The organism is Streptomyces sp. NPDC058683, assembly GCF_042716195.1.
Lineage (GTDB): Bacteria > Actinomycetota > Actinomycetes > Streptomycetales > Streptomycetaceae > Streptomyces.
In genome coordinates this window covers 19118-36298 of sequence record NZ_JBHXSK010000083.1, presented here as the reverse complement: position 1 = coordinate 36298, position 17181 = coordinate 19118, and the positions used below count along the sequence as shown (strand labels likewise).

Below are 17181 nucleotides of genomic sequence, written 5' to 3'. Positions count from 1 at the left end.
GGGCCCGGCCGCCCCCTTCCTACCTCAGCCCGTGAACCCGGCCACGTTCTCCTTCGTGACCACCTTCACCGGCACCTTGATCGTCGACTCGACCTTCTTGTCCTGGACGGCCTTGAGCGCGTTGTCCACGGCGATCTTCCCGAGCTGGGAGGGCTGCTGGGCGACCGACGCGTACAGCGTGCCGTTCTTGACCGCGGTCAGACCGTCCGGGGTGCCGTCGAAGCCGACCACGGACACCGACGTACCGGCCTTGGAGCCCAGCGCCTTGATCGCGCCGAGGGCCATCTCGTCGTTGGCGGCGATGACGCCCTGGACGTCCGGGTGGGCCTGGAGCAGGTTCGACATCACGTCGAGGCCCTTGGTGCGGTCGAAGTCGGCCGGCTGCTGGGCCACCACCTGGATGCCGGGGTAGGCCTTGAGGCCGTTCGCGAAGCCCTGCGCCCGCTCCCGGGCGGCGGAGGTGCCGGCCTGGCCCTGGAGGATCACGATCTTGCCGTGGCCGCCGAGCTTGTCGCCGATCGTCTTGGCGGCCAGCTCGCCGCCGGCGACGTTGTCGGAGGCGACCAGCGCGTCGGTCTTGGCGTTGTTGACGCCCCGGTCGACGGCGATGACCGGGATGCCGGCCTTGTCGGCGGCCTTCACGGAGTTGCTCGCCGCGTCCGAGTCCACCGGGTTGACGATGATCGCGCCCAGTCCCGAACTGGTGAAGTTCTGGAGCTGGTTGGCCTGCTGGGAGGCGTCGTTCTGGGCGTCCGTGACGGTCAGGTCCACGCCCAGCTTCTTCGCCTCGGCCTGGGCGCCGGACCGGATCTGCACGAAGAACGGGTTGTTCAGGGTGGACAGGGACAGGCCCATCTTCGGGTTGGTGGACGAGGAGCCCGTGTGCAGCAGGGAGGTCGCGGCGACGAGTCCGACGGTGACGACGGCCGCGAGCGCGTACGTCCCCGCCTGCTTGCCCTTGTTGCCCCCGGTACCGGCGGCCACCGGGGTCGCCCCGGCCTTGCGGCGCACGGTGTCGAGGAGCACGGCGAGCGCGATGACGACACCGATCACGACCTGCTGCCAGAACGCGGAGACGTTCAGCAGGTTGAGGCCGTTGCGCAGCACCGCGAGGATCAGCGCGCCGATCAGCGTCCCGGAGGCCTTGCCGGTGCCGCCGGCCAGCGACGCGCCGCCGATCACGACCGCCGCGATGGCGTCCAGTTCGTAGCCGTTGGCGGCCTGCGGCTGCGCGGAGGAGAGCCGGGAGGCCAGCACGATGCCGGCGACGGCCGCGAACAGACCGGACAGCGCGTAGATGGCGAGCTTCTGCTTGTTCACCCGCAGCCCGGACAGCCGGGCGGCCTCCTCGTTGCCGCCGATCGCGTACATCGAGCGTCCGATGTACGTCCGGCCGAGGACGAAGGCCGCGATCAGCCCCATGAGGACCATGACGAGGACCGGCACCGGCAGCCAGCCGCCGAGCGTGTCACCGAGGTGCGAGACCGAGTCGGGGAAGGCGATGGGGGAGCCGTCGGAGATCACCAGCGACAGGCCGCGGGCCACCGACAGCATGGCCAGGGTCGCGATGAACGGCGGCAGCTTGCCGTACGCGATGAGGAAGCCGTTGACGAGTCCGGCGGCGATGCCGGTGGCGACGGCCAGCAGGACGGCCAGGAAGACCGGCACCCCGTGGGAGGTGGCGCTCCACGCCAGCATGGTGGCCGACAGGGCCGCCACCGAGCCGACCGACAGGTCGATGCCCGCCGCGACGATCACGAAGGTCGCGCCGAAGGCGAGGATGGCCGTCACGGCGGCCTGGACGCCGACGTTCAGCAGGTTGTCGGTGGTGAGGAAGTCCCCCGACAGCGCCGCCATGGCGATGACGAGGACGATCAGCGCGGTGAGCGCCCCGTTGTCGAGGAGCAGCCGGCGCAGGCCGGAGACGCCACCGGCGCCCGCGTTCTTGCTCTTGAGGGTGTCAGTGGCCACGTCCGGCCTCCTTGTCGGTTGTGGTGGTGGGGGTGCTGACCGCGAGGGCCATCACGGAGTCCTGGGTGGCCTGGTCGGCGGAGAGCTCGCCCGCGATCCGGCCCTGCGCCATCACCAGCACCCGGTCGCTCATTCCGAGGACCTCGGGCAGATCGCTGGAGATCATCAGGACGGCGGCTCCGGCGGCCGTCAGCTCGTTGATCAGCTGGTAGATCTCGACCTTGGCGCCGACGTCGATACCGCGCGTCGGCTCGTCGAGGATCAGCACCTTGGTCTCGGCGAGGAGCCACTTGCCGATGACGACCTTCTGCTGGTTGCCGCCGGAGAGCGTGCGCACGTGCTGACCGAGCCCGGCCATCCGCACGCCCAGCTGCCCGGCGATCCGCTCGGCGGCGACATGCTGCGCCTTGAGGTCGACGATCCCGGCCCGGGTCGCCCGGCGCAGGGTCACCAGGCCGAGGTTCTCCTCGACGGAGGCGTCGAGGACCAGCCCCTGCCCCTTGCGGTCCTCGGGGACGAGCCCGATCCCGGCGGTCATCGCCGCGTTGACGTCGTGCCGCCTCAGCGCCGTGCCGGAGACCTGCACGGCTCCCTTGTCGTAGGGATCGGCGCCGAACACCGCCCGTACGACCTCCGTACGGCCGGCGCCCACCAGGCCCGCGATGCCGACGACCTCCCCCGCGTGCACCGCGAAGCTGATGTCGTGGAAGACCCCGTCCCGGGTCAGCCCTTCCACGGACAGCAGGGCGGCACCGGTCTCGGCCCGCTCGCGCGGGTACTGCTGCTCGATGGACCGCCCGACCATGAGCCGTACCAGCTCGTCCTGCGGGGTGGCGGCGGGCACCTGCCCGACGGACTTCCCGTCGCGGATCACGGTCACCCGGTCCCCGAGCGCGGCGATCTCCTCCAGGTGGTGCGTGATGAAGACGATCCCCACCCCGTCGGCCCGCAACTGCCGCACGATCGCGAAGAGCTTCTCCACCTCCTCCGAGGTGAGCACGGCGGTCGGCTCGTCCATGATGAGCACGCGCGCGTCCAGGCTGAGCGCCTTGGCGATCTCGACCATCTGGAGGCGGGCGATACCGAGATCACGCACCCGCGCACGGGGCGGGACATCCACCCCGACGCGCTTGAGCAGGACCTCGGCGTCGGCCTCCATCCGCTTCCGGTCGATCATCCCGAGGCGGCGCGGCTGCCGGCCCAGGAAGATGTTCTCGGCGACCGTGAGATCGGGTACGAGGTTGAACTCCTGGTAGATGGTGGCGATCCCGAGGCGCTCGGAGTCCTGCGCACCATGGATGCGCACCTCCTCGCCACCGGCCAGGATCCGTCCCGCGTCGGGCGTGTAGGCACCGGAGAGCATCTTGATGAGGGTGCTCTTGCCCGCGCCGTTCTCACCGAGCAGTACGTGCACCTCGCCCCGGCGCAGATCGAAGTCGACGCCGTCGAGCGCGACCACTCCGGGGAAGGACTTCCGTATGCCCTCGATACGCAGCAACTCGTCCGGGTCGCTCACGACGTGCTCCTTTGCACAGGGGTCTGGTTCACGCCACGGTTCGCGTCGCGGTCCGCGGCGCGGTTCCCGTCGGGGTGCGCGCCGCACGAGCGGCGCACGACGAGCCGGGCGGGGAGGGTGACGGACTGCGGAGGCCGCCCCTCGATTCGGTCGATCAGCGCGCGTACGGCGGCACGCCCCAGCTCACCGGTCGGCTGGGCGATCGCCGTGACCGGCGGATCGGTGTGCACGAACCACCGGATGTCGTCGAACGCGGCGAGCGCGATGTCGTCCGGCACCCGCAGGCCACGCGCGCGTACGGCGTCGAGCGCGCCCAGCGCCATCAGGTTGTCGGCGGCGAAGACCACCTCGGGCGGCTCGGGCAGGTCGAGGAAGCCCTCGGTGACCCGCCGCCCGCTCTCGGCCTGGAAGTCGCCCTGGCCTATGTAGGCGTCGGGGAGGGGGACGCCGTACTCGGCGAGCGCCTCCCGGAAGGCCTGCACCCGCTCACTGCCGGTGGTGGTGGCCGCGGGGCCCGCGATGATCGCGAGCCGCCGGTGCCCCAGCCCGTGCAGATGCGCGACGAGATCCCGTATGGCGGCCCGTCCGTCCGCCCGCACCACGGGCACGTCGAAGCCGGGGATCCACCGGTCGACGAACACCATCGGCGTTCCGCCGCGCGCCGCCTCCAGCATCAGCGGCGAGCCGCCGTCGGTGGGGGAGACGAGCAGCCCGTCGATACGGCGGTCGAGCAGCGTCCGCACATGGTGGTCCTGCAGCTCCGGCCGCTCGTCGGCGTTGCCGATGATCACGCTGTAGCCGAGCGCACGGGCCTCTTCCTCGACCGAGCGGGCCAGTTCCGTGAAGTACGGGTTGAGTACGTCGCTGATGACCAGGCCGAGGGTGCGGGTCTGGTCGGTGCGCAGGGAACGGGCGACGGCGTTCGGGCGGTAGCCCAGCGCCTCGACGGCGGCCAGCACGCGGGTACGGGCGTCGGCGCTGACCGACGGATGGTCGTTCAGGACACGGGACACCGTGGCGACGGAAACGCCCGCCGCGGCGGCCACGTCCTTGATGCTCGCCATCGCCGCTCCACCTCCTCGTGGAACTCATGGAATCGATTACACGCACTGTGTACCGAGGATTGGAATCGATTACACGGCGGCTGGGCAAGAGGTGCGGGATGGCCGAAACCGAATCGTGACCCTTGGTCGCGCAGTTTCCCGCGCCCTTTGGGATGCTGTGGTGAAGCGCCCCGCAAGGGGCGCGGGGAACTGCGCGACCAGCCCCCACCGGCCCGCGGCCGATCACGGCGGCCCGGTGGTGCCCGTCAGGCGATGCGGGTTCCCGTGCCGCTGACGCGGACGCGTGGGTCACCCGCGTGCAGCGTCACCGTGAGTTCGCCGGGGCGGCCCAGGTCCTCGCCCTGGTGCAGGGTGAGGACGGCGTCCGCGGGGACCAGGCCCAGCTCACGGGCGTAGGCACCGAACGCGGCGGCCGCGGCACCGGTCGCCGGGTCCTCGACGACGCCCCCGACGGGGAACGGGTCGCGGACGTGGAAGACGGTGGCCGACTCCCGCCACACCAACTGCACCGTGGTCAGGTCCAGACGGTGCATCAGCGCTTCCAGGCGTGCGAAGTCGTACGCGAGATCCGCGAGGCGCGTCCGCGTCGCCGCCGCGAGCACGAGATGGCGGGCACCGGCGAACGCGATCCGGGGCGGGAACGCCGGGTCGAGATCGGCGGCCGGCCAGCCGAGCGCGGCGAGCGCCTCCGCGAGGTCGGCGTCGGCGACCTCCTCGACGTGCGGCTCGACGCTGGTGAGGGTGGCCGTGACCGTGCCGCCCTCCTCGGTCACCGTCACCGGCACGGTGCCGGCGCGCGTGGCGAACACCAGCTCCCCGGGGCCGATCCGCTCGGCGAGTGCGATCGCGGTCGCGATGGTGGCGTGCCCGCAGAACGGCACCTCGGCCTTCGGGCTGAAGTAACGGACGGTGTACGCCCGTTGCCCCTCGCCGCCGAGGCCATCCGGGGGCGCGGTCAGGAACGCGGACTCCGAGTATCCGAGGTCGGCGGCGATCGCCAGCATGGCGGTGTCGTCCAGGCCGTTGGCGTCCAGCACGACACCGGCGGGGTTCCCGCCCTCGGGGCGGCCGGAGAAGGCGGTGTATCGCAGTACCTCGGGATGCGGCGCGTTCGTCGTCATGACCGCGCAACACGGCGCGGTCTCACGGCTATTCCGGCCGTTCCGGCGGCTCCTGGGCGCGGCGGCCGGACCGGCGGTCCGTGGTACCCGGTGCCCGCGACCCGGCCCCCTTCCGCAGGAAGGCGGAAGGGGGCCGGACCCGGCGCTTCCGGCGGGCGGCTGTGCTGACGGCCGTGTCTCACATCGGCTTCGGCTTGAAGACCGCGAAGGTCGCGCCCTGGGGGTCGGCGACCACCGACATGCGGCCGGCCATCATCTCGAACGGCGGTGCGAGCACCGATCCGTTCCGCTTGACCAGGGCGTCCACCGTGGAGTCGACGTCGTCCACCGCGAAGTACGTCAGCCAGTGCGGCGGAACGCCGGGCCGGTCGTCCCCGAGCTGTGCGGCGCCGCCGACGCCCTTGCCGCCGATGTTCAGCGACCAGTAGGCCCCCTCGGCGCCCTCCATCGGCTGGATCTCGATGCCGAAGGACTCGCCGTAGAAGCCGGTGGCGCCGAGTACGTCGTTGGTGTTCAGCTCGTTCCAGATCAGCGTGCCCGGCTCGTTGACCAGCCCGGCGCCGTGGAACTCGCCCGGCTGCCACACCCCGAACACCGCGCCCTGCGGGTCGGCGGCGATCAGCATCCGGCCGAGGCCGCCGACGTCCATCACCGGGGCCAGCAGGGTGCCGCCCGCCGAGACGATCGCGTCCTGGGTGGCCGGCGCGTCGGTGCTGGCCAGGTAGGTGGTCCAGACGGTGGGCGGCTCCGGCTGCCCCTCGGGCGCCATGGCCGGACCGATCCCGGCCACCGGCTTGCCCTGGAGCGTGCAGACGGCGTACCCGCCGAACTCACCCGGGCCGACCTCGCCCTGCCAGCCGAACAGGTCGCGGTAGAAGTCCAGCGCGGCCTGCTGGTCCTGCGCCATCAGGTCGACCCAGCACGGGGTGCCGGTCGCGTACGGAGTAGTGATCTCGGGCATGTCCAGCTCTCCCTGCGTGCGCGCGAAAACGTCCCCCGCCGCAACCATCACCGCCCGCCGCGAATCCCGCCACCCGAACGCCGGGGTTGTTACGGTCACCGCCGGGCGGACGCCAGCCCCAGCCGGCCCCGGGTCGCCGCCAGCACGATGGCCGCCGCCAGCACCGAGGCGAGCAGGAAGGCCGGGGTGGCGGTGTCCTCGACCGTGGCGTGCGGGAACAGGTCCGTCCAGGCCACGGAGAAGTAGTTGTTGACGCTGGCGTGCAGCAGGATGACCAGTGGCATGCTCTCGCCGGAGCGGTTGAAGACCCAGGTCATCACGTAACTGAAGGCGAGCGCGGTGACCATGAACTCCAGCGGCCGCACCGGACTCACGTGGGGCCCGCCGCCCCACTCCGTGAGGAACAGCGGCAGGTGCCAGGCGCCCCACAGCACTCCTACGACAAGGGTGGCGACCAGCGGACCGTACCGGCGCTGCATGTGCGGCATGGCGAACTCGCGCCAGCCCGGCTCCTCCGCGAGCCCGGTGGTGACCATCTGGACGACCAGCCCCGGCAGGTACGCGGCGAGCACCACCGCCGGCGGCAGCACCGGGTCCTGGCCGGTCAGCGCGGCGGAGGCGACGGTCAGGGCGGCGGGCACGGAGACGGCGACGACGAGGAACCACCACCATCGCACCCTGAGCTTGCTCATCCGCCCCCGCCAGGCCCGCAGCCCCGCCCGCCCCTCCGTGATGCCGGTGACGAACAGCGCCGACCCGATCGGACCGAGATAGGCCCCGGGCAGCACCCCGAGCAACTGACTCCCGGCGGCCCCGCCGGGGAAGCTCCAGTGCCACACCCCCAGCCCGTTCCCGGACAGGATGTACGGCGTCCAGGCCAGCCAGCTCATGCTCATCGCCAGAGCGAAGAACCAGGTGAGCGGACGACGTCGGACACGGGCCCGCAGAGTCGTGGCGGTCTGCGGCTGCGGGAGGCTGGTGGTGACAGTCACCGGTGGGTCCCTTCGGGGCGTTCGGGCGGTGGGTTTGCGATGCCCCAAGCTCACCAGCGCCGCCCCCGCCGATCACTGCCACGCACGCCCCAACTCCCGGTACAGCAGGCTGTACCGCCGCTGATATCGGAGTGCGAGGTGACTCGGCACGCGGTCGACAGCGCCCACCACACGATCCCGCCGAGCACAGAGCGGTCGTCCCACCGCCTCCCTCCTAGCAATCCGCTTCGGCGCAGAAGCCGTATCTCGCGTCCGCCACGAGCATGGTGTAGAGCCCTCCCTTCTCCTTGGCGGCGGGGATGGTCACCGGATCGGCCTGCCAGCGCCCGTCGACCCACTCCAGTGGGAAAGCGTGGCGCTCCGTGTCGCCCAGCCGGAGCAGTATTTCGGCGGAGGTGCGGTCGCGGTTCATCTTTCCGACCGACGTGGTGACAAAGATGACCATGTGGCGGGCGCCCTCGTGAGTTCGGAAATTCCGGCGCATGGTCGTCGCGCAGTCCTTCGACGCCGGGTCGGCGAGCACGCACCACACTCTGCTGGCGCCCTGGTATTCGGCATTCTGGATCTGCAGGGCGGTCGCATAGGCGCCTGCCGCACCGGGACGTTGGGTCGCCGAGAAGTCCAGGACGGGGCTCGAAATCGGCATCCGCTCGTACGGGCGGGACGAAAAACCCGGAGAATCATGCGGCGCCGAGGCCTGCTGGTGTGTGGAATATCCCTCGTGCGTCACCCAGAGAATGCTGAGGAGACTGGCCGCGATGGCCGTCATGGAAATCAGATGACGGCGCGGCCCGTACCGCCTTTCCGCGGGCATCTCCGTCTCCTCGGCCGGGCCGGGGGAATCCTGGTCGATGACGCCCACGTTCGACCGGGCCCCAGAGGCGGGAGGCGACCCCGCCGACACCTTCTGCCGGTCGGTCACCGAACTCCGCCGGGTGGCCACCGTCTGAACGGCCGACTCCTCCTGAGCCGCCGTCACGGGGTCCTTCAGCGTCGTCATCAGGTCGGCCATGAGGTTCACTTCGGCGCGCTTGCGCTCCAGCTCCGCCGGCCCCCATGTCCTCCCTGCCCCGGGCCCGAGCGCCTCCGAGAGCCGCTGATCCCGCCTGCGCCGGGACTCCGCCCGGTCGGCCGCATACCTCTTCTCGGCCGCCCGCACCGCCCGCCCCAGCCGGGAGAAACGCCATCCCCATCGGGTCGTGGAGCCGAGGACGGCCGACGGCTGCGTCGCGTTCCGGGCCGCCATCATCGGACCCCCTTCGTGACCTTCTGCGCCAGGGTTCGCAGCAGCTCGCTGTCGCAGGCCTGGTCGAACTCCCTACGAGCCCGGCGCAGCCGCTGGCGGACGGTGCCCGGTTTCTGTCCGAGCAACTCGGCGATCTGCTTCGAGGTATGTCCCGCGTAGGTCATGATCAGCACCTCCTTGTGCTCGGCGGTCAGTCCGTGAATGACCTCCAGGGCGCGAACGAGCAGATCGTTACTGGCCGTCGACTCCTCCGGCGTGGGGGCCGGATCAGGAAAGTCCACGGAATACACCTGGCCGTTCCGCGACGTCTGCTGGAGCGGAACCATATGAGGGCGGTTCACGCGCTTGTGCGAGATCAGGGCATTGAGCAGTGCGCGCCGGGCATAGCCGCTCGCCGTCACCGGGTCGATGCCGTCCCAGTCGTTCTTTATCCTGGCGAGAATCACGTTCATCTCGCTCTCGCCCTCGAACCCACCGCTGCCGTACGACAGATGGCGTGCGTAGCGGTACAACGACTCGGCGCATGCGGTGAAGAAGTCGTCCCACGTCTCAAATGGTTTACCTCGCACTCTTTTACGGGGAACTGGAGTCATGGGCGCGCTGCTCCTTGCTTGACAGTGACCCGACCGGCTCCACCCATGACGCGCCCGTGCCGGGAGGCGTTACCGGCTTTCTCCGCGATCACCCGTTCGGGCGAAGATCGGCGGGAGGGCGGCGCCGGTAACGCGAAGAGAGACCGCCACGTCTATGGCGACGGGGACGATCCCCGACCGTGAAGACGTGAAGGAAGTGCGGCACTCATGAAGAGGCATATCCGACGTGCGACGCCGTCCTGGTGGCGGGAGTGGGGCATCGCGATGCTCTGCGCGTTCGCGGCTGCCGTGGCGGTCGAGCCGCTCTGGCACCTGCTGACCTACGCCCTGCACACGTACGGGCTGGTGTGGCCGTGGGAGTTCTACCTGCCGCTGCACTGATGCACGACGGCTGATCCCCTTCGTCCTGCGGACGAACACAACTCCGAGGACGGGGACCGTAAACTCCCGGTGTGGCATTCATGAGCACCCCGCACTGCTGCTTCCTGTGACCGGAAGGCGTTGAGGGCGAGGCCGGACGGCGTCGCCCTCCTTGGTGTGCCTGTCGCGTGAACCGCCGTTCCGGCGCTGCCGGTTTCCGCATGCGCATGCAGGCACTGTCTCTTCCCTTCGGTTTTGCCAGGAGTGCCTCGTGCCCGTGTTGCTTCCCCCTGCCCTCGGACTCTTCCTCGACGTGCTGCGCTGCCCGACGTGCCGCGCGCGCCGTCTGCACGCCGACCGTGGCGTACTGCGCTGTGTGGCGGGCCATACCTTCGACATCGCCCGCCACGGCTACGCCGGCCTCCTGACGGGCGGCCGGGCCACCAGCGGCGACGACGGTGCCATGGTCCGGGCCCGGGACCGCTTCCTGGCCACCGGCGGGTACGCACGTATCCGGCAGGCCGTCGCCCGCCTGGCGGCCGACTCGGCCCCCCGGCGGGGCACGGTCGTGGACGTCGGGTGCGGAACGGGCTACTACCTGGCCGGAGTTCTGGACCGGTTGCCCGGCGCCCACGGCCTGGGCCTGGACACGTCGGTGCGCGCGCTTCGCTCGGCGGCCCGGGCCCATGACCGAGGCGCTGCGGCGGCCTGGGACGTCTTCCGTCCCTTCCCGCTCGCCGACGGGGCGGCCGACGTGGTGCTCGACGTGTTCGCCCCGCGCAATCCGGCCGAGTTTCGCCGAGTGCTCCGCCCGGCCGGCCGCCTGATCGTGGGCAGGAGTGCCCACGTTCCCGCCCCTGAGCGTCGGCGCTGACGCGAATGTCCTGTCGCATCGAAGGTTGATCGATTCTCACCGAAGGTTGACGGCCGGGACGTTCGTCTGAGCCGAAGCACGATAGCTGTCACCGAGGCGGCCTTGTTGTCACCAGAACTCCGGGATGGGGCACGCGGGGACCACAGCCCAGGTGAGCGTGGCGGCCCCCGGGTTTCGGACCGAGGGCCGTCGGACGGATTCAGTTGGGCGGGTCGAGGGAGAACACCGAACGGACCCCCGGGGCCGGGGCTATGCGTTCATTGATGCCCCACAGGCGGCCGGAGGAGGGGGCCCAGGAGAGGTTCTGGATGAGCGGAGGGCCGTACGTGAGCACGTGCGGCGCGCTGCCGGGCTTCGCCCAGTGGATGCAGTACGGAAGGTCGGCGGTCGCCGAGTCGTTGGGGTCCCGGTCCGCGTATTCGGGGCAGGTGCCGCTGAAGTAGAAGTATGTGCCGTCGGTCGCCGCTCCCTGCACCCCCCAGACCGGGGTCCGGTAGCCGGCTGTGGCGTGGACGGTGCCTTCGTAATTGGTCGTGCCGTCCGTGTCGAGCAGCGTGTCTGCGGCGTTCAGTGGCCAGCGCACGATCGGGGCGCCGCCCGTGGAACGGCGGAACTCGGACGTGATGAGCCCGTCGGTACCGGTGCGGTCGAGGCTGAGGGAGGTCATGCACGGGTCGAGGTCCGTGCAGGGATCGCCCTTGGTTCCGTTGTCGTAGAAACCGATCATGGGCAGGGCCCAGTTGTGCCAGCGAGCGGAGGACTTGCCGTCGCTGATCCCGACGGACTCGCGCGTGTTGTCCGACATCCGCCACAGGTGGCGCAGGTCGTAGACCTGGATCTGGTGTCCGCTCGCCACGAACAGCCTGTTGCCGTACCAGGCGATACCGTCGGCGTGACCGGCGAACGGGCTGCCGGCGGCGCCCACGGCCTGGAAGTTCCCCGTGGTCTGGGTCTCCATATAGGGATCGACCAGCATGATGTGGTTGTAGGTCGTGTAGTCGCCGCCGTTGTTGTCTACGACGGAGATCCGGGCGAACTCGTTGCTGCCGGTGTTCCTGCTGTGCCAGGACGCGATGTAGACGTACTTGTCGAGCCACTTGCCGTCGGGCTGGGCGTCATGCGATCCGGTGATGCCCTGGGGCACCCAGTCGCCGGTGGTGTCGTCCGCTTGGTCCCAGCAGAAGCCGTCGACGCGGTAGGACGTGTTGAGGTTCTGGTTGCCGTGGCACAGGTACGGGCGGCCGCTGTGCCCGCTCCCGCTGAGCAGGGGCGCCAGCGAGTTGTACGCAGTCACCTTGCCGCTCGCCTCGACGGCGTCGATGGCGCGCCAGCGAGACGCGAAGTCCCCGGCTGTGAGGGTCATCTTGCCAGGGTCGGATATCGGGTCCAGGGTGCTGGCCGCCGCGGCCGGCTGTGCTCTCGCCGGCATGAGCAGGAGTAACCCTAGGGTGAGTCCGACCACCAGGTGAACCCTGAGTAGCCGCTGTGTGATTGGTATGTGCATGGCAGTGAAGAGTAGCCAGGCCGTGCGGCAGGTGATGCTGCGGGCCCGGGTGTTCCCTGAGTCCGAGCGGCCGTTCGCCTGCACGACGCAGGCGGGTCTGGGCCGGGACTCGGAGCGCCTGGATGCCACGCCGCGCCGGAGACTTCGGACTTACTCGTCCCCCGGGGCTGCTGGGCAGCTCAGGCGACTGGTGGAGCACGCCGGAACTGGTGACACCTACCGTGCTTCGGCTCATCGTCGCACTGAAGGTTGATCGCGTCACCGAGCTGGTAGTGGGGTTGATACCGTTCGGGACGGTTCAGTTGAACGAACGAGGCAGGTCAGCGGGTGCCAGCTCTGGATTTCTACGCTCATGTCGCTACCAGTTGCGACGTACTCGGAGCTGGAATCGGCACCGATCCCGACGGCTGGCAGGCTGCTGTAGGACCGGATTTCCTCGATGTCCCCGGTAGCGGCCTCCTACGGAGGGACTACGGACTTGTGGAAGTCAACTTCTCACCGGACCAGCGTGGGAGCCAGGGACGAATGTCCTGCTTCGGCTTCGGCGTCAAGATCCAAAGACTGCTGTACGACCAGTCCCCGGGCACCGTGCCGCTTCCGCTGTTGCGGGAGTACGGGAAGTTCGCATCCCGAGTGTCGTTCGAAGAACTTCGGGCTGCGGTCCTGTCTCTGGGACACACGGTCGAGCTCGAAGACACATCGCACGACATGCACTGCTACCGCGTATCCCGGTCCGCCGCCCGCGTCCACGTCATCATCGATCCTGACCCGTATGGTTCAGGCGACCCTGATCCGGACGGACATCAGGTGGGGGACGTATGGTCCATCGCCTTGTGGTGACCGGCCCGAGACCGACAAGCGGATGTCGGACGTCGAAGCTGAGCCCTCTTGTCAACGAATGTTCTCTGACCTGGGCGATCAACCTTCAGTGAGACGAACGTCCCGGTCATCGACCTTCGGTGAGAATCGATCAACCTTCGATGCGACGGGACAGTGAACGCACGCATCACCGATGGGGCCCGCCGAACCGACTGTGTTTCGTCACCTGGGGCGGCCCATTTCGTCGGTAACCCCAGGTTGCTGGCCTCCACAATCCTGTGTGTCAGACCTCGGTGGCAGACTGGCGGCACAACGAAGCTCCGGTAGGGCAGCGCGATGCGGCGGGGTCACCCGTCGAGCGCCACTGCTCGGGGGTGGCTGGTGCCACGGGGGGAGATGCGCGGCTGTGATCTTCGACAGTCTTGATGTGTCGTACGGCGAAATGTGGGGTTCCCATCAGGGAATGACCCATCCGGACCCGATGTCGCGCGCGGTCGCGGCACGCAGACATGCTGCCGGGATGGATTACGCGGTTCTGCTGTCCGCGCGGGAGCGACCGCTGGCACTGGTCGAATACTGGCCGCGCCGGATGTGGCGTATGTATCTGTTCGACGACAGGTCCTGGCGCATGCAGGCGATCGACCTCGAGCCGCACAGCACGGGGATGTTGCTGGCTCACCGGAACACCCGATGGCAGTTTTCCAACGAGCAGGAGCACTCGTCCGGGAAGTGGGATGTTCAGGAGACCACGACCGTCTCGGCCGACGGGCAGGTTGAGGTGAGGTCCGAGTTCGCCGGGCCGAGGGGAGCGTCGACGGAGCCACTGCACGCTCGACCATCCGGCCCGTCGAGCGTCCCCGTGCGGCGGTTCCCGGCGCCCGTCGAAAGCTTCCTCTGCCCCGTACCGGAGTTCGGTGACTGGCAGGTGTTCGCGCCGTTCCTCGCCCAGCAGGGCCACGAGCCCGCCACGACCGTAGTCCTGAGCGACGTGTCGGTGGACGAAGGATCGGGACCGCTGCGCGCCACCGGAATCGAGAAACTGTTCAGTCCGGGCGCGTGCGACACTCCGGATGGGCCGGCCGTCGTCGAGCCCGTTGACGCCGGCCTGCTGCGGATCACGTCAGGGCAGCTGGCGGTCTCGGACCCCGGCTGGATCGGAGAGACCCCGCGGACCGTCGCTGTGCCACCGGGCGAGTTCCCGGTCACGCTGTCGCTTTTGCGCACGGCACGCGGGGCCGGTGTCGCCGCGGCCAGGGTGACGTTCCTGGACATCCCGCCCCGCGAGTGGGAATTGGCCCTCCGGCCCGACGAGGACCTGGGGCTGCTCGGCGAGGGCCAGTTCTACGGGGTTGGCGTGGATACCGGCACGGCGGCTTTCATGGATGCGACTCGGACGGTGATCGAAGACCAGCTGGACGAGGACCTGTTCATACCCCTCGGCAGCCGTTTCACCGTCGAACTGCCCGGCACGGAGCCCGAGCCGAACCTCATCGCCTTCCGTGCCGGCCGGGGCGACGGGGACTACCCCGTCTGGATCGGCCGCACCGATGACGGACAGGTTGGTTGCGTCGTCGTCGACTTCCAGCTCCATTCCGCCGACGGGGGAGAGTAAGGAGCCGCCGACCATCGGCGCGAGGCCGCACTGCCCGAGACTGGGACCGCGGCGAACCTCCGGAGTGCACACGGCGATTGAGGAGCTCGACAACTCGATCACCGGCTTCGGCCTGGTGGACGCCTTCCCGGAGGACGTCAAGGAAGCTCGCCAGCGGTACTACGCGTCGATGCACATGGGCGACAGGGCCACCGACGCAATGCGCCGGCATGGTGGGCCCGCAAGTCCGGCAGGGCACGACATGCGCCTTACGGACGATGCGCGAGACACACTGATAATGGGTGCGGCGGGGTCGGCGTGATGTTCCTCCACCGGGGCTACAGCGACCTCGCGGGCGCCTCCTACGAGCTGCGCGCACGCGGCGAGCCGACGGCCCGCCCATCTGGCTCGGCGGCGCGACCCCCGCAGCGCTGGCCCGCACCGGCCGGATGTACGACGGATGGCTGCCCTGCCCGCCCGAACCCGCCGACTACGCATCCGGCCTCCGCGATATCCACAGAGCAGCGGCCGATGCCGGACGCGCAGCCGAGGACATCACCCCCGCGCTGTTCGTCTCGGTACGGATCGACGACGACATCGAGAGCGGCCGCCGAGCGCTGGACGGCTACGCACGGGCCAGGCGGTTGTCGTCGGCTCCGCCGACCAGGTGCGCAAGCGACTGGGCCAGTACGTCGCCGCCGGCGTCCGGCACATCGTCGTACGCCTCGGAGCCCTGGACCTGCACTCCCAGCGCGACCAGCTCGAACGGGCCGCAGACCTGATCCCGGCCGTCCAGGCAGCAGCGGATCACGCCTCCGTCTCTGCCGGCTCCTGAGCCGGAGTGCCGATGACGGGACAGCTCTTCAGGCGGCGGCCAGCTCGCACCACACGTACTTGCCCCGGTTGCCGAACCTGGACAGCGGCTGCCAGCCCCACAGATCCGAACAGGCCCGCACCAGCGCGAGCCCCCGCCCCTCCTCCAGCTCCCCGAGCCCCGCCAACGGCACGGGGGGCTCGGGCGGTTCGGGGTCCGCGTCCCACGCGCCGATCCGCAAGGTGCCGGGCGGCGACCAGCGCACGCGCAGTGCGGCGGGGCCCTTCGTATGCCGTACGGCGTTGGAGACCAGCTCGGTGGCGACCAACTCGGCGACGTCGAGGAAGCGGGTCAGCCCGTGCGCGGTGAGGACCAGCCGGAGGGTGTGCCGGCTGACGGTGACGGCACGGAGGTCGTTGGGGATGGTGAGCGTGTACTCCCAGGCTTCGGGCATGCGTCAGCAACTCCGGGGGTTGTGGGGGAATTTCACGCACGGTGGCATTGCCGCGCCGTCATGGCAGGACGGAGCGGTGCGCTTCCGTAGCGTGTGCGTTGCGTCACCGACGGTAGGGGTAATCTGTTACCCGTGGCAAGCTGATCGCGTGATCCGCCCCCCAAAGAGGAGAGCAACTCATGGTCCAGCGGCGCGAACCAACGGCACGTCAGGTGCGCCTGGGGACTGAGCTGCGCAGGCTCCGCGAGGTGGCCGGCATGAACGCCGCGCAGGCGGCGGCGCTTCTCGGGGCGAACAGGGTCCAGATCAGCCATATCGAGTTGGGGCTGACGGGCGTGAGTGAGGAGAGGGTGCGCCGACTGGCATCCCATTACGCCTGTACAGACGCGGAGTTCGTCGAAGCACTGGTCGTGATGGCCACCGATCGGACGCGGGGCTGGTGGGAGGAGTACCGGGGGCTTTTGCCCACGTCGTTCATGGACCTCTCGGAGCTCGATCACCATGCCGTGTCCCAGAAGGATGTAGCCATCCTGTACGTACCGGGCTTGCTTCAGACGGAGGACTACGCTCGCGCGGTCTTCTCCTCCCGTCTGCCAGAACTGACCAATGACGAGCTCGAATTGAGAGTCAGTCACCGCATGACACGCCAGACCAAGGTCGGCTTCCCGCACGAGGTTGTGATCCACGAGGCTGCTCTACGTATCAGGGTGGGCGATCGTGCCTCCACGCAGGCTCAACTCATCCGGCTCCTGGAACTGTCCGAGGCGGATCGCATCACGTTGCGGGTCATCCCCTTCGACCTGGATGGCTTTGCCGTGGCGTCGAGCACGATGACGTACGTAGGTGGCCCCGTTCCCAAGCTCGACACAGTCTCGCGTGACGCCCCACATGGCTCGCTTTTCCTCGATTCCGAGGCCCAGCTCAGTACTTATCGAACGCGCTTCCATAGAGTAGAAGGGGTGTCGCTGGGACCTGATCGGTCGCGCGAGTTCATCCACAAGCTGGTGAAGGAGCTGTGAGGGGTCCTATGGGCAACTGGCGGAAGTCGTCCTACTCAGGAGAGGGCGACGGCAACAACTGCGTGGAAATAGCCACCACCTCCACTCACACAGCCGTCCGCGACTCCAAGACCCCCGCCCGCGCGACCCTCACCTTCCCGACCGGGGCCTTCACCCGCTTCCTCGAAGCCCTCAGAACCCCCCGTTCAACACCCCCTCGATAAGGTCGGCCGCCCGCCGCGTACCCCCCTCGGCCCGAGCCCGCGCGTCCACGGTCCGCGGAAGGCGGCGGGCGCGCGCAGG

At 69.5% G+C, this 17181-nt stretch carries 16 protein-coding genes and 2 pseudogenes; 7 read left to right on the top strand and 11 right to left on the bottom strand.

Annotation, left to right across the window (positions count from 1 at the left end):
• Positions 1-24 precede the first annotated feature (24 nt).
• The 8 genes from ACFWXC_RS49895 to ACFWXC_RS49860 form a co-directional block, all read right to left on the bottom strand.
• The gene (locus tag ACFWXC_RS49895) at positions 25-1971 is read right to left on the bottom strand and encodes a substrate-binding domain-containing protein (RefSeq protein ID WP_384490419.1); all 1947 of its coding nucleotides are present in this window, start codon (positions 1969-1971) and stop codon (positions 25-27) included.
• Positions 1961-3487: a sugar ABC transporter ATP-binding protein gene (locus ACFWXC_RS49890; RefSeq protein ID WP_384490417.1), complete on the bottom strand. Its 1527-nt coding sequence runs from the start codon at positions 3485-3487 to the stop codon at positions 1961-1963. Before ACFWXC_RS49890 ends, ACFWXC_RS49895 begins: the two co-directional genes overlap by 11 nt.
• A complete protein-coding gene (locus tag ACFWXC_RS49885) occupies positions 3484-4551 on the bottom strand; it encodes a LacI family DNA-binding transcriptional regulator (RefSeq protein WP_384490415.1) in 1068 nt (355 codons plus the stop codon). Before ACFWXC_RS49885 ends, ACFWXC_RS49890 begins: the two co-directional genes overlap by 4 nt.
• 245 nt (positions 4552-4796) lie before the next feature.
• Complete coding sequence (locus ACFWXC_RS49880) at positions 4797-5672, bottom strand: PhzF family phenazine biosynthesis protein (RefSeq protein WP_384490413.1); 876 nt, start codon at positions 5670-5672, stop codon at positions 4797-4799.
• 178 nt (positions 5673-5850) lie between these two features.
• Positions 5851-6633, bottom strand: coding sequence for a VOC family protein (locus ACFWXC_RS49875; protein WP_384490411.1), 783 nt, complete (start codon positions 6631-6633; stop codon positions 5851-5853).
• A gap of 95 nt (positions 6634-6728) precedes the next feature.
• Complete coding sequence (locus ACFWXC_RS49870; RefSeq protein ID WP_384490409.1) at positions 6729-7625, bottom strand: CPBP family intramembrane glutamic endopeptidase; 897 nt, start codon at positions 7623-7625, stop codon at positions 6729-6731.
• Positions 7626-7839: 214 nt separating this feature from the next.
• Entirely contained in the window at positions 7840-8637 is a 798-nt protein-coding gene (locus ACFWXC_RS49865; RefSeq protein ID WP_384490407.1) for a hypothetical protein, read from the bottom strand.
• A gap of 233 nt (positions 8638-8870) precedes the next feature.
• The gene (locus ACFWXC_RS49860) at positions 8871-9464 is read right to left on the bottom strand and encodes a sigma-70 family RNA polymerase sigma factor (protein ID WP_384490405.1); all 594 of its coding nucleotides are present in this window, start codon (positions 9462-9464) and stop codon (positions 8871-8873) included.
• Between the two features lie 207 nt (positions 9465-9671).
• Here ACFWXC_RS49860 and ACFWXC_RS49855 point away from each other — a divergent pair, with 207 nt between their 5' ends.
• Together ACFWXC_RS49855 and ACFWXC_RS49850 are read left to right on the top strand one after the other, a co-directional pair.
• Positions 9672-9845, top strand: a complete 174-nt coding sequence (locus ACFWXC_RS49855) for a hypothetical protein (protein WP_384490403.1) — start codon at positions 9672-9674, stop codon at positions 9843-9845.
• Between the two features lie 250 nt (positions 9846-10095).
• Positions 10096-10662 (top strand): annotated as a pseudogene (locus ACFWXC_RS49850) (putative RNA methyltransferase); the annotation flags it as partial.
• Positions 10663-10897: 235 nt separating this feature from the next.
• Here ACFWXC_RS49850 and ACFWXC_RS49845 read toward each other — a convergent pair.
• Positions 10898-12061 (bottom strand): hypothetical protein, encoded by a 1164-nt coding sequence (locus tag ACFWXC_RS49845; protein WP_384490401.1) that lies wholly within the window; start codon positions 12059-12061, stop codon positions 10898-10900.
• A 468-nt stretch (positions 12062-12529) separates the two neighbouring features.
• On the opposite strand from ACFWXC_RS49845, the gene ACFWXC_RS49840 reads away from it, so the two are divergent.
• The 3 genes and pseudogenes from ACFWXC_RS49840 to ACFWXC_RS49830 form a co-directional block, all read left to right on the top strand.
• On the top strand, positions 12530-13042 hold the full coding sequence (locus ACFWXC_RS49840; RefSeq protein WP_384490399.1) for a hypothetical protein: 513 nt from the start codon (positions 12530-12532) through the stop codon (positions 13040-13042).
• A 385-nt stretch (positions 13043-13427) separates the two neighbouring features.
• Positions 13428-14633 carry a DUF4241 domain-containing protein gene (locus ACFWXC_RS49835; RefSeq protein WP_384490397.1) on the top strand — a complete coding sequence of 402 codons (1206 nt, stop codon included), beginning with the start codon at positions 13428-13430 and terminating at the stop codon, positions 14631-14633.
• A gap of 281 nt (positions 14634-14914) precedes the next feature.
• Positions 14915-15178 (top strand): annotated as a pseudogene (locus ACFWXC_RS49830) (LLM class flavin-dependent oxidoreductase); the annotation flags it as partial.
• Between the two features lie 59 nt (positions 15179-15237).
• Here ACFWXC_RS49830 and ACFWXC_RS49825 read toward each other — a convergent pair.
• Positions 15238-15423, bottom strand: coding sequence for a hypothetical protein (locus ACFWXC_RS49825; protein WP_384490421.1), 186 nt, complete (start codon positions 15421-15423; stop codon positions 15238-15240).
• A 52-nt stretch (positions 15424-15475) separates the two neighbouring features.
• Positions 15476-15880 carry an ATP-binding protein gene (locus ACFWXC_RS49820; protein WP_384490395.1) on the bottom strand — a complete coding sequence of 135 codons (405 nt, stop codon included), beginning with the start codon at positions 15878-15880 and terminating at the stop codon, positions 15476-15478.
• Positions 15881-16059: 179 nt separating this feature from the next.
• Here ACFWXC_RS49820 and ACFWXC_RS49815 point away from each other — a divergent pair, with 179 nt between their 5' ends.
• Positions 16060-16899 carry a helix-turn-helix domain-containing protein gene (locus tag ACFWXC_RS49815; RefSeq protein WP_384490393.1) on the top strand — a complete coding sequence of 280 codons (840 nt, stop codon included), beginning with the start codon at positions 16060-16062 and terminating at the stop codon, positions 16897-16899.
• An 8-nt stretch (positions 16900-16907) separates the two neighbouring features.
• Complete coding sequence (locus ACFWXC_RS49810; protein WP_384490391.1) at positions 16908-17102, top strand: DUF397 domain-containing protein; 195 nt, start codon at positions 16908-16910, stop codon at positions 17100-17102.
• Positions 17103-17181 lie beyond the last annotated feature (79 nt).

Bases quoted from the DNA above. Each gene is read 5' to 3' on its own strand.
- ACFWXC_RS49855 (WP_384490403.1), top strand. From the start codon at position 9,672: ATGAAGAGGCATATCCGACGTGCGACGCCGTCCTGGTGGCGGGAGTGG.
- ACFWXC_RS49810 (WP_384490391.1), top strand. From the start codon at position 16,908: ATGGGCAACTGGCGGAAGTCGTCCTACTCAGGAGAGGGCGACGGCAAC.
- ACFWXC_RS49875 (WP_384490411.1), bottom strand. From the start codon at position 6,633: ATGCCCGAGATCACTACTCCGTACGCGACCGGCACCCCGTGCTGGGTC.
- ACFWXC_RS49865 (WP_384490407.1), bottom strand. From the start codon at position 8,637: ATGGCCGACCTGATGACGACGCTGAAGGACCCCGTGACGGCGGCTCAG.
- ACFWXC_RS49880 (WP_384490413.1), bottom strand. From the start codon at position 5,672: ATGACGACGAACGCGCCGCATCCCGAGGTACTGCGATACACCGCCTTC.
- ACFWXC_RS49815 (WP_384490393.1), top strand. From the start codon at position 16,060: ATGGTCCAGCGGCGCGAACCAACGGCACGTCAGGTGCGCCTGGGGACT.
- ACFWXC_RS49860 (WP_384490405.1), bottom strand. From the start codon at position 9,464: ATGACTCCAGTTCCCCGTAAAAGAGTGCGAGGTAAACCATTTGAGACG.
- ACFWXC_RS49885 (WP_384490415.1), bottom strand. From the start codon at position 4,551: ATGGCGAGCATCAAGGACGTGGCCGCCGCGGCGGGCGTTTCCGTCGCC.
- ACFWXC_RS49845 (WP_384490401.1), bottom strand. From the start codon at position 12,061: ATGACCCTCACAGCCGGGGACTTCGCGTCTCGCTGGCGCGCCATCGAC.
- ACFWXC_RS49820 (WP_384490395.1), bottom strand. From the start codon at position 15,880: ATGCCCGAAGCCTGGGAGTACACGCTCACCATCCCCAACGACCTCCGT.